At 41.2% G+C, this 14959-nt stretch carries 15 protein-coding genes; 8 read left to right on the top strand and 7 right to left on the bottom strand.

What is annotated here, in order from left to right; genetic code table 11:
• Window positions 1–240: 240 nt before the first annotated feature.
• Entirely contained in the window at window positions 241–513 is a 273-nt protein-coding gene (locus FN809_RS06185) for a hypothetical protein (RefSeq protein WP_142532620.1), read from the top strand.
• 107 nt (window positions 514–620) lie between these two features.
• On the opposite strand, the gene FN809_RS06180 is transcribed toward FN809_RS06185, so the two are convergent.
• Window positions 621–1202, bottom strand: coding sequence for a peroxiredoxin-like family protein (locus tag FN809_RS06180; protein ID WP_142532619.1), 582 nt, complete (start codon window positions 1200–1202; stop codon window positions 621–623).
• A gap of 198 nt (window positions 1203–1400) precedes the next feature.
• On the opposite strand from FN809_RS06180, the gene FN809_RS06175 reads away from it, so the two are divergent.
• Window positions 1401–2078, top strand: a complete 678-nt coding sequence (locus FN809_RS06175; protein WP_142532618.1) for an RluA family pseudouridine synthase — start codon at window positions 1401–1403, stop codon at window positions 2076–2078.
• Between the two features lie 266 nt (window positions 2079–2344).
• Here FN809_RS06175 and FN809_RS06165 read toward each other — a convergent pair whose 3' ends face one another.
• On the bottom strand, window positions 2345–2827 hold the full coding sequence (locus FN809_RS06165) for a cytidine deaminase (protein WP_142532617.1): 483 nt from the start codon (window positions 2825–2827) through the stop codon (window positions 2345–2347).
• A gap of 148 nt (window positions 2828–2975) precedes the next feature.
• On the opposite strand from FN809_RS06165, the gene FN809_RS06160 reads away from it, so the two are divergent.
• Complete coding sequence (locus FN809_RS06160) at window positions 2976–3926, top strand: glucosaminidase domain-containing protein (RefSeq protein ID WP_142532616.1); 951 nt, start codon at window positions 2976–2978, stop codon at window positions 3924–3926.
• A gap of 58 nt (window positions 3927–3984) precedes the next feature.
• Here FN809_RS06160 and FN809_RS06155 read toward each other — a convergent pair whose 3' ends face one another.
• Both FN809_RS06155 and FN809_RS06150 read right to left on the bottom strand, forming a co-directional pair.
• Window positions 3985–4959 carry a T9SS type A sorting domain-containing protein gene (locus tag FN809_RS06155; protein ID WP_142532615.1) on the bottom strand — a complete coding sequence of 325 codons (975 nt, stop codon included), beginning with the start codon at window positions 4957–4959 and terminating at the stop codon, window positions 3985–3987.
• 11 nt (window positions 4960–4970) lie between these two features.
• Window positions 4971–5555 carry a phage tail protein gene (locus tag FN809_RS06150; protein ID WP_142532614.1) on the bottom strand — a complete coding sequence of 195 codons (585 nt, stop codon included), beginning with the start codon at window positions 5553–5555 and terminating at the stop codon, window positions 4971–4973.
• Window positions 5556–5783: 228 nt separating this feature from the next.
• Between FN809_RS06150 and FN809_RS06145 the strand changes: the two genes are divergently transcribed.
• The 3 genes from FN809_RS06145 to FN809_RS06135 all read left to right on the top strand — a co-directional run bounded on the left by FN809_RS06145 (window position 5784) and on the right by FN809_RS06135 (window position 8414).
• Window positions 5784–6248: a hemerythrin domain-containing protein gene (locus FN809_RS06145; RefSeq protein WP_142532613.1), complete on the top strand. Its 465-nt coding sequence runs from the start codon at window positions 5784–5786 to the stop codon at window positions 6246–6248.
• A 286-nt stretch (window positions 6249–6534) separates the two neighbouring features.
• A complete protein-coding gene (locus FN809_RS06140) occupies window positions 6535–6696 on the top strand; it encodes a YqaE/Pmp3 family membrane protein (protein WP_142532612.1) in 162 nt (53 codons plus the stop codon).
• Window positions 6697–6851: 155 nt separating this feature from the next.
• Window positions 6852–8414, top strand: coding sequence for a tetratricopeptide repeat protein (locus tag FN809_RS06135; RefSeq protein ID WP_142532611.1), 1563 nt, complete (start codon window positions 6852–6854; stop codon window positions 8412–8414).
• Window positions 8415–8823: 409 nt separating this feature from the next.
• Here FN809_RS06135 and recQ read toward each other — a convergent pair whose 3' ends face one another.
• The 3 genes from recQ to FN809_RS06120 all read right to left on the bottom strand — a co-directional run bounded on the left by recQ (window position 8824) and on the right by FN809_RS06120 (window position 12699).
• Window positions 8824–10641: a DNA helicase RecQ gene (gene recQ / locus FN809_RS06130; RefSeq protein ID WP_142532610.1), complete on the bottom strand. Its 1818-nt coding sequence runs from the start codon at window positions 10639–10641 to the stop codon at window positions 8824–8826.
• Window positions 10642–10647: 6 nt separating this feature from the next.
• A complete protein-coding gene (locus FN809_RS06125; protein ID WP_142532609.1) occupies window positions 10648–11808 on the bottom strand; it encodes an alkaline phosphatase in 1161 nt (386 codons plus the stop codon).
• Window positions 11809–11907: 99 nt separating this feature from the next.
• Window positions 11908–12699: a phosphatase PAP2 family protein gene (locus FN809_RS06120; RefSeq protein ID WP_142532608.1), complete on the bottom strand. Its 792-nt coding sequence runs from the start codon at window positions 12697–12699 to the stop codon at window positions 11908–11910.
• Window positions 12700–12865: 166 nt separating this feature from the next.
• On the opposite strand from FN809_RS06120, the gene FN809_RS06115 reads away from it, so the two are divergent.
• Complete coding sequence (locus FN809_RS06115) at window positions 12866–13246, top strand: START-like domain-containing protein (protein ID WP_246095484.1); 381 nt, start codon at window positions 12866–12868, stop codon at window positions 13244–13246.
• 123 nt (window positions 13247–13369) lie between these two features.
• Complete coding sequence (locus tag FN809_RS06110) at window positions 13370–14881, top strand: LptF/LptG family permease (RefSeq protein WP_142532606.1); 1512 nt, start codon at window positions 13370–13372, stop codon at window positions 14879–14881.
• Window positions 14882–14959 lie beyond the last annotated feature (78 nt).

Below are 14959 nucleotides of genomic sequence, written 5' to 3'. Positions count from 1 at the left end.
CGGACGCAACATGGATTTTGTGCTTGAGGTATGTTTAAAGTACCTAAAGGGCAAGGATAGGGTACAAAATGCAGTGATTCAAATTTTGCGCATATCGCAGCTGTTTTAAAACGAAACAGATAAAAAAATTTAAGCCGTGGTTATATGTAGCAACCAAAAATAATAGCTGTGGCAACAAACGATAGCATTGGGCAATCTGGCTCTGGAGCCCAATTCACTGGCTCCGGGTGAAGTGCAGTAATGGCCCATGTATTCCAAACCAACAAGGAGGGCGCAAGAAAAATCAATGTAACCGGAGCAGGTTCAAAGATGATGGAACATAAGCACAACACCCTGGCTACCAGCCAACAGGGTAGAGCAAAAAAGCTGGCACGTAACATAGAGCGTAGCCTCAGGTACCCCAGGCTACCCAAAAGTGAAAAGTCAATCCTTACCGTAGTGTTGATGATGTCAAAAACGGGCAAAGTTACATCAATAAAAGCCAAACCAAAGTTGGATGCCATATTCCTATAACAATTGGAAGTTAAACTTAAAGACACCCTATGCATGGCTCCCCGAATTAATGGGATACAGTAAAAAGTTCCAAAAAACTTATTTTTGAGTTTATGGGGGAACAATAATTATTGCTTCAACACCTTCAAAATATGGGCAACATACATTCTTTTTTTATAATCTTCGTTAAAAAAAGCTCCTTTAATAGTACCGTTTTTATCAATGATATAAGTTGCTGGAACAGGCAGGGCATAATCATCGTTTCCGCTGGCTTTATTGATATCAATTCCCCAACCTTTATACTTGGCATTTACCTCTTCAGACAGGCTAAACGTTACGTTATACCTATCCATAATTTTATGGTTCTGGTCGTAAATAATATCGAAGGATGCGCCGGATTTTTCAACCATCTTGGCAATTTCCGTTGGTTTTTCGGGGGTGATAGCAATAACCATTGCACCTAAATCGTGAATATATTGCAGGGAGTCCTCCAATTCACTCATTTGTTTGTTGCAATAGGGACACCATTGGCCACGGTAGAACATCAGAACAACCTGCTTTTGTTTGCTGACTTCGGACAAGTCTATCGTTTTTCCTTGTGCAGTAAGGGCTTTAAATACCGGAGCCTTGCTACCAATTGGTATGGCCTGCTGTGCATGGGCTGATAAAAACACGATCAGCAATAGTGCTATAAACATTGTACTCTTCATGGTATAAAAGTTTTGATTGTATAGTATGGTGGTATAACAATCAAAACCTGACAAAGTTATTTCGTGGTTCTTTTTCTCACTTATTGAAATGCAAAGTGATTGAGGAATAATTTGATTAACTTTGCCGAAAATAAAGGCTAAATACTGAAAAGTTGGGTTTCACTCAATTTTTCACATCTAAACAGACCGTTGAAAAAAATGGATATACTTTTTGAAGACAATCATATCATTGCCATTAACAAGGCAAACGACGAGATAGTGCAGGGCGATAAAACAGGCGACGACGCTTTATCTGATAAAGTAAAAGCATACATCAAAAAAAAATACAACAAGCCGGGCGATGTTTACCTGGGGGTTGTTCACCGCATTGACAGGCCGGTGAGCGGTGTGATTCTTTTTGCACGTACAAGCAAAGCCGCTACACGCCTGAGCAAAATGTTTTTAGAACGCCTAATTAAAAAAACGTATTGGGCAGTGGTGAAAGACCTCCCCGAAAGCGATTCGGGACGACTCGTTCATCATATGATAAAAAATGAGGAAAAAAATCGTTCTAGCGCTTACAATAAACCACGAAAAAAATCAAAAGAAGCGATTTTAAATTATAAACTAATTTCCAGTTCAGCCAATTACCATTTGCTCGAAGTTGATTTGGAAACCGGTCGTCATCATCAGATACGTGCTCAGCTGGCCAAAATAGGTTGCCCAATACGGGGCGATTTAAAATATGGTGCTGCCCGATCGAATAAGGCTGGGGGTATTAATCTTCATGCTCGTAAAATAGAGTTTCAGCATCCTGTAACCAAAGCGCATATTGTTATTACCGCTCCTGTTCCGAAAGAGGATAATTTATGGCGTGAGTTTGAGAATGTTTTTTAGCTGATAGCCGTTTGCGGATTGCAGTTCGATTGTGACTGATGGATTAATCTATTATTTTTTTTACCATCCAGTCAACTTCTGCTGTTAGCTTATGATAATCTGGCGAGACGCATATAATATACATTCATAAACAGGCATCTCAAGTAACAGCCCTTCCCTCCCCTATTTTGGAAGAGGGGAAGTACTGTGCCACAGATGCGATGATGGGGCTTGATTGGGTTGGGGATTGCTGCTATCCGCAAACGCCACTAAGCAATTGCCACCAGCTATCCCAAATCCTTTTCATTAAAAAATAAGGGCAACAAATCACTTGCTTTATCTATTACCCACACCTCACTACTGCTGTCTATTATTGTTTTTACGGGTGTTTTAAAACGGGTTTCAGTTTCAATCATTACCTGGCGGCACGATCCGCAGGGGGCAACGGGTTTAGCAACTATTTTACCTCCTTTTAGCGCGGTGACAGCAATTTTTGTTACCGCCACATCGGGGTACTGTGAGTTAGCCCAAAATATAGCCGTACGCTCTGCACAGAGACCTGAAGGGTAGGCCGCATTCTCCTGGTTATTACCTGTAACAATTTCTCCATTTTGCAGTAAAACCGCAGCCCCCACTTTAAAACCGGAATAGGGCGAGTAGGATTTCAGCGCTGCTTCACGTGCTTTTTTTAACAATGTTGTTTCGTCAGTTGTCAGCTCATCCCTATTATCGTATCGTTTTATGTGAGTAGTTATTTTTAACAAATTCATAAGCTCATAATAATAATATTGAAAAAACGTTTGTAAGATTGATTCCCTGTTCTGGTTGTTTAAGATAGCCAACATATCGAAAAAAGCAATTGCTATCGGCTAATAAAATTGTTTATATTTGCCCGAGTTCCAAAAAAACATCATTTACATGAGAAGTACACTTCGTTTATCATTTTTTTTCGTTGTTTTATCTGCCTCAGTTATAGTTTCGGCGCAAGGCGTTATGACCAGGAGCTTGTATATCGAAAAATACCATAAACTAGCCATTAACGAAATGAACCGGGTAGGCATACCTGCCAGCATTAAACTGGCGCAGGGAATGCTGGAGTCGGGCAACGGCAACTCTGTTTTGGCGCGTAAATCGAATAATCATTTTGGTATCAAGTGCCACAACGACTGGAGGGGCAAAAAGGTTTATCACGATGATGACCATAGAGGCGAGTGCTTTAGAAAATATAAATCGGTATATGAATCGTATATCGATCATTCGAGCTTTTTAACCGGGAAGCAACGCTACGCCTCACTTTTCGATTTAAAACCCACTGATTATAAAGGTTGGGCCAAAGGTTTGAAAAAAGCCGGGTATGCCACCGATCCAAGATATGCCCACCGGCTGATACACCTTATCGAAGAAAATGATTTGCATCGCTTTGATAAGGGAGGAACCTCTGTAAAAAAATACAAAACAAACGATAGTTCAGGTAAGAAGAGTCTGGCAAACGATAACTTTTCCATTGATGCCTTTTCATCGCATCAGGTAGAACTCAATAATGGCGTTAAATACGTAAGTGTGCACCCAGACGATTCGTTTGAGAAGATAAGTAACGAGTTTGGTTTAAAAAACTGGGAGTTAACTAGCTACAACGACCTGCCCGACAATGCCCGCTTGCAGGATTACAAATATATTTACGTACAGCCCAAACGCAACAAAGCGCATCGTAAACATCGCACCCACCGGGTAAAACCTGGCGAAACCTTGCATTATATCTCACAAAAATATGGCGTAAAATTAAAACGTCTTTACAGGTATAACCGCATTGAAAAAGGGGAGCCGGTAAGTGAGGGACAGATTATTCAGCTTAGAAAAAAGAAAAGATAAAATACAATAGTTTACAACATCAAAAAAAGCTGCTTGTCAATCCAGCAGCTTTTTCTTTTTATTTCACCACACTTACCACCGTGGTAAATTCCTCGTCATTCGTCCGAATCTTCACATAATAAATACCCCTTGGCAAATGATGGATGCTAAAGGTTTGTTCCTTCGTATAGGCAGGATAAAAATAGGCGTCCATCATCATACCAGCCGTGTTTATAATCTTAATACGCGCATCGCGGGTACTCTCTGCAACCACTCGAATATAATTAGATGCAGGATTCGGAAAAATCTTATACTTTGCATCCCTGATTTCTTTAATATCCGTAGAGAGCTCAACTTTAAATTCACAAGGAAACGGATTCTGCTTAAACGCAACATCATCGTCAAGCACCCAATTATTAACATTGTTGATGGCATATAATAACTCCTCTTTGTCTCCACTTGCCACCGAACAGTTGTAAATAGAATTATCCCCTTCCTTATACTTTTCAGGTAAATAGATGTGTATCGCACTTACGCCTTTGGCTAATCCCGGAGGCATGGCCGTTGTAGAATTGGAATAGGAATCGCCGTCGAAATTATCACCTGGCTCTGTGTTAATATTTTGATTAAAACTGATGGCGGCTATAAACCGGGGTTCGGCTTTGTTGCCCTGGTAAGCTAATATCTGATCCCCCGCCACCGAAACCGTCATTTTGTCGCCGCTTATTTTTCCATCCGAAGCCAACGCAGGCTTATTGCCGTTATAGGTTTTAATCTGTATTACCGTTCCTGCCTGCATCTTTTCGTATGCTGTCCAGGTGATATGACTCTCGGTATAAACCGAATTAAACGCACCCGCCGCAGTCCATCCATTGTCGGTAAAAAAAATGGAAGTTCCGCTGTTGATATTCCTGAGCAACACAAACGAAAAATCGTCCACGCCCTCATCGCTGTTAATGGCTATAAATGCTATATCGCCGCTCGCCAGTTTGGTTTGCGCTTTTTGTACAAGAGGCAACAGTAGTAAGGCCAAAATAAATAGTAATTTATTCATAGCAGATGCTTTTAATTGCGTGAAGGGTATGTGCCATATAAACAGATAATGTAATTAATACCAACAAAAGGCTGCATATTATTTACGGGTTGTCCCCCTCCGGTGTTGCCTACACTTACCTGGGGCAATGCCCCATCGCCCGATGTTTGGTCGGAATACATGTTTTCGCCCGATACGGCCGGATATTTCCCGGTGGGGTCGTCCGTATTGGCTTCGTCGTTAAAAACCGGATTGGTGGCAGTGGCCGTATGTGTATGTGGCGGCATTTGGCTTACCATAAGCGTGTTGGTTTCGCTACCTCCTTTTTGGCCAATTTGACGGCGCGTCAATCCCGGGCCCTGACCCGGATGTACGACTACCCTTCCCCTTAAATCGGGCAGCGCAAATGTGGTACGCCCATCCCCCCCGTACATCGTTCCCAAAATGGAGAATAGAGCCTGGTTCTGATTAATGGATAGAAGCTGACCGTCGCATAGCGCCCAATTTCGTGGGGCAAAGTTACCCGCAAACAAACGTACTTCGCCGATATAGGCCTCTTGGGCAAAAACGCCCAAACCCAACAATACAAAAGCGAATAATGTAAAAGTCTTTTTCATGATAGATAGTTTAAGTAAAAAATGGGTTAATCGTTAGGGTACAAGATTGTAGGCTACACATGCTAAGGTGGCGATGATATTTTTATACACGTGGGCAATACAATATACATGAACAACAAGTTTAATTGTGTAATTGTTGCGATTTCTTTTTGGCACCGGCTTTGAAATAACAGGATAAGTATTGTACATCATTTATTTACAAAAACAATTTTGTTAAACAAAGTCAATATGGAAACAAAAGCAATTACTACGGCATTGATTGAACACCACGAGGAAATGCGCGATTTGGTGTCAAAAATTAAAAAAGACGCGAAGAAGTTCATTTTTTTAAAGAAACATCTCGATATCCATCACGAACTGGAAGAAGACCTGTTGCTGAGTCATTTGAATACTAAGAAAAAAATTAAAGCCGAATCGCTCGAATCGCAGGAGGAGCATGTTGTGCTGAACCAATTATTATTGGATTTAGCAGATTTTCCTCAAGAGCACGAGCGTTGGATGGTTAAATTTAAAGTTTTTGAGGAGATATTGGATCATCATCTTAAAGAAGAAGAGGAGGATCTGTTTCCGGAAGCAGAAAAAATCCTTAGCAAAAAGGAGTTAGAAGAATTGGGTGCTGAATTTATCGAAATGAAAAACCATCGTTTATCGGTAGCTTTAAAAACCAAACCCGAAATAAGCAATAAATCTTAAACCTTTTTTTTAACCTGAAAAATACGTGCATTTTTCACTTATCGCCTACTATGGCGGAAAGCCGCAAATGTTTAACTAGTGGCTATAAGAAAACGCCAAATACTGCGTTACGCTTGCCAGGAAAATACTCATTTACACATGTTAAACTCCGCTTTTCCTGACTTCACAAGCCTTGTCTTTGGCGTTTTTTATCGAGCCACTCAAAATCTTACGAGTTTTATTAGATGTACTAAATATATTTTTACGAGGGTTCTAAAGATTAATTTTGGATTAAAAAAAATATACAATGAGACTAATAGAAATAATTTTCGCCATTCTTATACCACCTGTGGGCGTGGCATTGGCCTTTGGGATTGGCAAGCGATTTTGGATAAGTTTTATACTGACCCTTCTGGGATATATTCCCGGGGTGATACACGCCCTAATTGTACTGAGCAAACCCAAATAAATGCATGCTTCAATAGTTAACTGATACCATACTGTGCAAATTACTGCGCACAATAAAGTAGTGGTAAAAAATAATCATAAAATAAAGCCGATACCTTTGCGTTTTCATTACAAACTATTTTAAGCTATTTTTACGGCTCATTACCAAAATGTAACATGAAGCAATCGGTTCAATATTTTTTATTTACCCTATTTATTACACCTATTCTGTTGGCAGGATGTTCCGGCGGAAAAAAAGTATCGCAAGCGCAAAAGGCATTTGAAATTGGCGAGTACAGCAAGGCTGCCGAGATGTTTAAGCGGGCTTATTCGCGCGAAAAGAACAGGTACAATAAGGGTGAGTATGCTTATTTTATGGGTGAAAGTTATCGGTTGACAAACAAGGCAAGTAAGGCGGCATCGGCGTATTCAAGAGCGGTAAGATATGATTACCCGGTACGCGAAGCTCAATTCTATCTGGCCGAAAGCTATCGCAAGACCGGAAAATTAGATAAAGCCATACCGGAGTACGAAGCTTATCTGGAGGAAGTACCGGCAGATGTGCGGGCACAAAAGGGGCTTGCTTCAGCTATGATGATGCTTAAAGAGCCCAAAGACAACCGTTATATCGTGGAAAAAATAAAAAAACTGAACAGCAAGTACAGTGATTTTTCGCCTGCCTATGCCGGTCAGTCCTACGATTATGTAATCTTTTCGTCAATGCGTACCGAGGCCAAGAAACGAAAAAAAAACAAAATAACCGGTCAGGGAACCTCCTCCATTTATTATTCTAAAATAGACAGTAAGGGCGAATGGTCGGCGCCGGAAGCTTTTGAAGAGCCCATCAACAACAACGCCACAGACGACGGTGCACCCAATGTGAGTGCTGATGGCAAAACACTTTATTTTACACGCTGCGGCTACGATAAAGAAAAACCCATGGGTGCTGAAATCTTTGCCTGCTCTCGCAGTGGCGGTAAGTGGGTGGAACCAACTCCCGTTGCCATTGCTAACGACAGCTTAACAACAGCGCATCCGGCCATACACCCCGATGGGGAAACCTTATTTTTTGTAAGCGATCGTGAGGGTGGTTTTGGTGGTTTGGATATTTGGATATCAAAGAAAAACCAGGATGGTGCATGGGGTGAACCCGTAAATGCAGGCTCCGCAATTAATACCAAAGGCAATGAGATGTTTCCTTACGTGCGCGAAGACGGCCTGCTTTATTTTAGTTCCGACACACATATTGGTTTTGGCGGCTTAGACATTTTTAAAGCCATCCCCCACCAGGAGAAAGAGTGGGTAGTAAGCAATATGGGATCGCCCATTAATAGCAACAGTGACGACTTTGGTATTGTTTTTAAAGGTCGGCAAGAGGAGGGTATCTTTTCTTCGTCGCGAGGAAGCTCCAAAGGGATAGACAACTTATACAGCTTTGTATTGCCCAAGCTCAACTTTAGCCTTAATGGCATCATTAAAAACGTAAATAACGAAATTGTGCAAGGGGCTTATCTAAGATTGATTGGCAGCGATGGTACCACCATGAAAATAAACACCCCTACCGACGGAGCCTTTAAAGTAAAACTAAAACCCGATACCGATTATGTTTTTTTGGTGGCCGCGGAAGGCTATTTAAATCAAAAAGTTAAGTTTTCAACCTCCGGCCAAACTGATGATAAAGATTACACTTTTGACATCACTCTGGAAAAGCCAACAATTAAGGTGCAAAGCCCTCGCTAAACCTCAGATGAGGAGCGTCTTGAAAGCACGTTTTGAGCGCTTAAGCAGAACACTAAATGGTATGTTTTGATTTACAGCAATTTGGTTTTTACTCATGTAAAATGTAGCCCTCAACGATTCCCCAGCTTAACCTGAACGATACCTGTAATTTTTAAAAACAGGAAACGAGCCCGTAGAACAAGGCAAGCCTTCAGACAAGCTTCACACAGAAGCTGTACCGCTTAATGGGAGGGGAATGGTTTAATTTACCCGGGAGGTTACCCCATTATAAATCCGGGGCAGACTATCCCTCCCGGGCGGGACGGGTAATGGCAATTGAAAGAAAATATAAAAACATGAGTATAGTTTGGATTAACTTCCTGTCTGCATCCAGCAGACGACTTTGCTGATTTTTACTTTTTTTTAACAGCTAATTCTCCTTTGCTTTACCCGCGGTAAAACTCTTAATCTCATCTACAAAGGCCTGTCCGTAACGTTCCCATTTGGTATTACCCACGCCCGAAATACCCTTCATCTCCCACTCATTGGTGGGACGGTACTCTACCATTTCGGATAGGGTGGCATCCGAAAATAATATATACGGAGGTACGCCCTGGGCAACAGCCATCGTGCGCCTGAGCTGACGCAAACGTTCAAACAAGCCTGTTTCCCGGCTAAAGGTAGTGGAAGCAGTACGTTTTTTGGGCATGGGCTTTGGGGTTCTTTTTATTTTCTCGTCTAAGCGATGGAGCATTACACGCTCACCATTAAAAAGTACATTTTGACTTAAAGGGGTTAAAGCCAATACACTACCCAGGTGGTATTCCACCTTTAAATATCCCAAACTCAGCAATTGATTTACTATCCGCTGCCAATCATCAATCGATATATCTGCTCCTGCACCAAAGGTTTTAATGGTATTGAGTTTTCCGGACATCACTTCGGATGTTTTGTTGCCCGCCATTACGTGTGCCAATAATTTGTCGGGTAGTCTGCCTTGCAAACGTGCTACAGCCGACATTGCTTTTTGCGCCAGCACCGTTCCGTCGAACAAAGTTCGTTTATCTTTACAGTTATCGCATGCCCCGCAGTCGTCCTGTGTCCACTCCCCAAAGTAGTTAAGCAGCAGTTTTCGCCTGCAATGGTTCGACCGGGCAAAATGCAACATCCGATCGAGCCGGGCATTTAAAATTGCTTTTCGCTCCGATTGGTCGTTAAAACCCGCCAAAACATTATAATCCTGCGCCCCATAAAAAAGCAGGGCATGAGCCGGCATTCCGTCCCGTCCGCTTCTGCCTATCTCCTGATAATAACCCTCTATATTTTTAGGCAGGTTATGATGTATTACCCAGCGCACATTCGATTTATCGATGCCCATGCCAAATGCAATGGTGGCACATACCACTTTTATCCTGTCGTTAATAAAGTCATTCTGTACCCGATTACGAACCACAGCATCCATCCCGGCATGATAAAAATGGGATGACACTCCGTTACTGCGTAAAAAACGCGACATATCCTCGGTATTCTTTTTGCTCAAACAATACAAAATACCCGACTCCTCCGCTCTTTGCTGAATGAAATTGAGTATGGCTTCCTTGCGTTTATAAGCCGGTCGTGCTTCCAGGAAAATATTGGGCCGGCTAAACGAATCTTTAAATACGATGGGTTCGTTTAACTTTAACTGAACTACAATATCATCTTGTGTCAATGGGTCGGCGGTGGCGGTGAGTGCCATGAGTGGCACACCGGCAAATTGTTTTTTCAGATAACCTAACTTTTTATAGTCGGGTCTAAAATCGTGTCCCCAGGATGAGATACAGTGCGCCTCGTCTATTGCAATAAGACTTAGCTCGCATTGCAGCAAGGTATAATAAAAGCTTTCCGTATTCATTTTTTCTGGCGAAACGTACAGCAACTTTACCTTACCATCCAAGGTATCTTTGATAATTTCCTGCTGTTTTTGCTCGGTCAGTGAGCTATTCAAAAACTCAGCATTTACCCCATTAACCTTTAAAGCCTCCACCTGATCCTTCATCAAGGCTATAAGCGGCGAAACCACAATGCTTACCCCCGGTAACAACAGGGCCGGTACCTGAAAACAGATAGATTTACCACCGCCTGTTGGCATCAATACAAGGCAGTCTTTCTTTTGCAAGGCGGCTTCAATCACCTTTTGCTGTGTGGAGCGGAAACTGCTATAGCCAAAAACATTTTTCAGTATTTCTTTGGCCCTATCTATCAGCATACTGCATTATTTATCGAAACGGTACAGTTTTAACATTTTATCAAACACTGCTGTATTTTCGTAGATACCCATAAATTCTGCCGCACCCGGTCCAAAGGCGAATACCGGCACCATAACGCCCGTATGGTCCGTAGAGGTATAACTTGCCTGCACTTTTCCGGCCGCTATATCACTATCTTCCAGTGCCATGCCGCCGGTTTCGTGATCGGCGGTAACAATAACCAATGTTTCGCGGTTGCTTGCGGCAAATTTTAGCACCTGACCTACCACTTTATCAAAATCCAACATTTCTCCTACCACAAACGAAGTATTGTTGGCATGTCCGCCCCAGTCAATTTGGGATCCTTCTACCATCAGGAAAAAACCATTTTTATTTTTCTGCAAAATCTCTACGGCCTTGTCCGTTGCTTGTAATAACATGTCGCCTCTTTCCGAAAATTTATCATTATGTGCAGGTGCGGTCAAAACGCCCAGCTTGCCCTCGTTAACCGAACTGGCGGCATCTAAACTATTAAATATTTGATACCCTTTTGCTTCGAGCTCTTCGGTAAGGTTGCGACCATCTTTACGTTGATTAAAAAAGGATTCGCCACCACCGATAAATACATCAATGTCCGTTAGTAGAAAATCGGCTGCTATCTCCTCGTACATGCTACGCTTGGGCTGATGGGCTATAAATGATGCCGGGGTGGCATGCGTTATAGATGAAGTGGAAACCAAACCGGTTGCCAAACCGTTCGACTCGGCTATTTCCAGTATCGATTCAATTGGCTCTTTGTCAGGTCCAACGCCAATAGCTCCGTTGTAAGTTTTTTTACCACAGGCCAGTGCTGTACCTCCGGCTGCCGAATCGGTGATGTAATTAGAAGCGCTTTGCGTTTTTGAAAAGCCAATGGTTTTCATGTTTTGTAAGTGCAATATCCCCTTGTTGGCCGTAATTCCGGCAAATACTTGGGAAACTCCCATGCCATCACCTATTAAAAGGATGATATTTTTAGGATACTTTTTAAATTTTAATTGTTCATGATCGTAAATCTCTACATCGTAAAAATCTTCATTCTGATACGTGAGTTTGGCATCCTTAACCTTATAATCTTCTTGTGCGAACACAGCACACAATGGCAAAATAAAAAACAATGCCATCAATTGTAAAAACCTATTTTTCATTACGATAGAATATGAATGTTTATTAAAAAAACTGTAATTATTCGTTCCTGTTGCGTTAAGCCAGCAAGTTACTAAATATTTATATAACCAATAAAATGCTTATACAGTTGGCCTATCCTTCCAGAGCTTATCCAATAATCCCGTTGCTATCAATGTGAAAGCAATTGTACTTCCCCACAGGGCTCCTAGCGAAATATCTGTTGGACTATGCACTCCAATTAAAACCCTTGAATAGGCAATTACAACTGCCCACAGATAGAGGGCACCGGGTATCCATATCTTTTTTAATCTATTCCGAATAAACAAATAATAAGCTATCAAAGTAACCAACAAAAAAGCCGATACGGAATGACCCGACGGAAAGGAGTAACCTACCGATCTCACCCATTCTGTCAAAACAACATCAGTAAGTGGCTTTCCATCCAAATAAACTCTTTCGCCATGGGCATTATCCAAATGATTTTTTAAAAATGCTCTGCGCATGGCCTTTCCATTTTGCCCATAAAATTCAGTAGCATCTAAATTATCGTACTTTTCGAGTTGCAAAATACTGGGTCTGTACACTTTCAAACGCTCCTTAAAAACAAACTCATTAAATAGCGCCGTTCCGCCAACAGCGGTTGCCAAAAGTACTAGAGTAAGCACTGCAGGCCACAAGCCCTGCTTTATATTTTTATAGCGCAATCCAAATAAAATGCTAAAAACCAATATAATAACACTAACACCTGTGGCACTTCCGGTATGCGTAACAGCAACCCACACAGGTGCCCAATATTCACTATATGATACGGCTCCATTAAGAGGTAACACAAACGTTAAGGCAACCAATAAAATGGAAACGGAACAAAATAGCGCTAAAATTTTAAAATCCTTTTTTTTATCTAATCTCATAATCCACGGCAAAATTTACTGCAAAAATAAACTTATTAGCCACAATAAATAATTGTGTTTAAAGTAAAGTATTTTGAATTCAACCTTGTTGTTTCGTAAATATCGTTAATTATAGTATCTTGTCAACGCTACTTTTAATCCTTAACAGAATTCTACAATGTCACAGATGAAAGAAAAAATAGAACTTGAATTTATTTTAAGAACATCACCTGCCATATTGTACAACCGTTTGTCGTCGGCAAGCGGATTGTCGGAATGGTTTGCTGATGATGTAAATTTAAAAGGCCAAATCTATACTTTTGTATGGGACGGAGCCGAACAGCAAGCCGAGCTGATTGCCAAAAAAGAAAACAAATTCATCCGCTTTCATTGGCTCGACGATGAAGAAAAGGATACCTATTTTGAATTTTTAATAAACGTAGATGAGCTTACCGGCGAAACCGCTTTATTAGTTACAGACTTTATTGAAGCTGATGAAAAAGAGAGTTCAATAGAACTATGGAACCAGCAGATAGATCAACTGAAACAGGTATTAGGATCGGCATAATTTATTGCTTTACATTAAAATATTAATTTAACTTTGCATTCTGTAAAACCTTTGGTTGCCTGAATGCTTTTTTTTTGGCATTATTCGTGCTGTTACCGGGCAATATAACCGTAAAACACAACCATGAAGAAATTGCACCTGTTTATTCTAAAAAGCTATGTGAGTCCGCTTGTGATGACCTTTTTTATCTCGCTTTTTATTTTGGTGATGCAGTTTTTATGGAAGTATGTGGATGATATGGTGGGCAAAGGATTGGAAGTACATGTTTTGGCCGAACTTATTTTTTACGCATCATTGCAGGTGGTACCCATGGCACTGCCTTTGGCCATACTTTTGGCCTCCCTCATGTCGTTTGGTAATTTGGGCGAAAATTATGAACTCACAGCTCTTAAGTCCGCCGGCATATCACTCCCCCGCATTATGAGCCCCTTAATTATACTTACCATAGTGGTATGCTTTGGTGCTTTTAAGTTTTCGAATAATATTTTACCTGTTGCCAACCTAAAGCTATGGAGTTTAATGTGGTCTGTACGGCAGGCCAGCCCGGAGTTCGACATCAAAGAAAAAGTGTTTTACGATGGCCTTACCGATTTTAGTATAAAAATAGAACGTAAGTCAAAAACAGATGACATGCTTTATGACATTATGATTTACGATCACAGAAACAATATGGCCCGAAACAGCAACGTTACGCTTGCCGACTCAGGGAAATTGGAGTTTGCCGAAGACAAGAAATCATTACGACTAACCCTTTGGGATGGCGTTACCTATGATGAAAAGGCCAATCTGGAAAAAAGAAGTGTACGAAGAAAAGAAAAACAACAGTTTAGGATAGACCATTTTAAAAAGCAGGTGGCGCTGATGCCTATGCAGGGCATGGACTTTAACCGATACGATGAAGGGCTTTTCAAAAGCCACAACAGGATGAAAAACCTGAAACAATTAAGTACCGATTCCGACTCATTGCAAAGGCAACGCGACAAAGAAATTGGCATACTGAAACCAAGAGTGGAATCGAACTACTTTACAATGACCAAATCGATGAATCGCAGGATTAAACGCGATCTGGATATAAAAATTGCCAAAGACTCAAGCATTCAAAACAGCTATAAGGAAAAGCCCATTGAGGCCTACGGGATACTTAATTTAGATAGCGTATTTAACAGCTTTGAAACACAAACTAAAGTAATGGTATTGGGAAGTGCGGTGAGGAAAGCACGCAACACCAAATCCCAGATAGATCAGCAAATGATTGAAATAGAAAAGATTAACTATCAGTTGGTGCGACATAAAATTGAATGGCATCGCAAGTTCACCTTACCCTTTGCCTGTTTTATATTCTTTTTTATTGGTGCTCCCCTGGGCGCAATTATTCGCAAGGGAGGCTTGGGAATGCCGGTGGTCATCTCCATATTGTTTTTTATTGTTTATTATATCATTGATACCTTTGGGCTCAAAGTGAGCAAAGAAGAGGTATGGCCTCCTTACATGGGCATGTGGCTTTCATCGGTTGTTTTATTCCCAATCGGGGTTTTTCTCACCTACAAAGCAGCCACCGATTCGGCCATATTAAACCCGGATGCCTACATCATCTTTTTTCAGAAACTATGGAGTAGTATTAAAAAAAAGAAATAACCCGAAATTAAAAACCTGTTCTCTCCTAGCATAACGTGCATTGTTACGATATTAATCCATTGCATTAAACGTGTTTTA

The organism is Saccharicrinis carchari, from assembly GCF_900182605.1.
GTDB lineage: Bacteria > Bacteroidota > Bacteroidia > Bacteroidales > Marinilabiliaceae > Saccharicrinis > Saccharicrinis carchari.
The sequence above is the reverse complement of the archived record's forward strand: the minus strand, read 5'-3'. Positions and strand labels throughout refer to the sequence as shown.

Coding starts and splice junctions, on each gene's coding strand:
- FN809_RS06110 (WP_142532606.1), top strand. CDS start 13,370: ATGAAGAAATTGCACCTGTTTATTCTAAAAAGCTATGTGAGTCCGCTT.
- FN809_RS06125 (WP_142532609.1), bottom strand. CDS start 11,808: ATGAAAAATAGGTTTTTACAATTGATGGCATTGTTTTTTATTTTGCCA.
- FN809_RS06165 (WP_142532617.1), bottom strand. CDS start 2,827: ATGAATTTGTTAAAAATAACTACTCACATAAAACGATACGATAATAGG.
- FN809_RS06180 (WP_142532619.1), bottom strand. CDS start 1,202: ATGAAGAGTACAATGTTTATAGCACTATTGCTGATCGTGTTTTTATCA.
- FN809_RS06135 (WP_142532611.1), top strand. CDS start 6,852: ATGAAGCAATCGGTTCAATATTTTTTATTTACCCTATTTATTACACCT.
- FN809_RS06140 (WP_142532612.1), top strand. CDS start 6,535: ATGAGACTAATAGAAATAATTTTCGCCATTCTTATACCACCTGTGGGC.
- FN809_RS06120 (WP_142532608.1), bottom strand. CDS start 12,699: ATGAGATTAGATAAAAAAAAGGATTTTAAAATTTTAGCGCTATTTTGT.
- FN809_RS06175 (WP_142532618.1), top strand. CDS start 1,401: ATGGATATACTTTTTGAAGACAATCATATCATTGCCATTAACAAGGCA.
- FN809_RS06160 (WP_142532616.1), top strand. CDS start 2,976: ATGAGAAGTACACTTCGTTTATCATTTTTTTTCGTTGTTTTATCTGCC.
- FN809_RS06145 (WP_142532613.1), top strand. CDS start 5,784: ATGGAAACAAAAGCAATTACTACGGCATTGATTGAACACCACGAGGAA.
- FN809_RS06150 (WP_142532614.1), bottom strand. CDS start 5,555: ATGAAAAAGACTTTTACATTATTCGCTTTTGTATTGTTGGGTTTGGGC.
- FN809_RS06155 (WP_142532615.1), bottom strand. CDS start 4,959: ATGAATAAATTACTATTTATTTTGGCCTTACTACTGTTGCCTCTTGTA.
- FN809_RS06115 (WP_246095484.1), top strand. CDS start 12,866: ATGAAAGAAAAAATAGAACTTGAATTTATTTTAAGAACATCACCTGCC.
- FN809_RS06185 (WP_142532620.1), top strand. CDS start 241: ATGGCCCATGTATTCCAAACCAACAAGGAGGGCGCAAGAAAAATCAAT.
- recQ (WP_142532610.1), bottom strand. CDS start 10,641: ATGCTGATAGATAGGGCCAAAGAAATACTGAAAAATGTTTTTGGCTAT.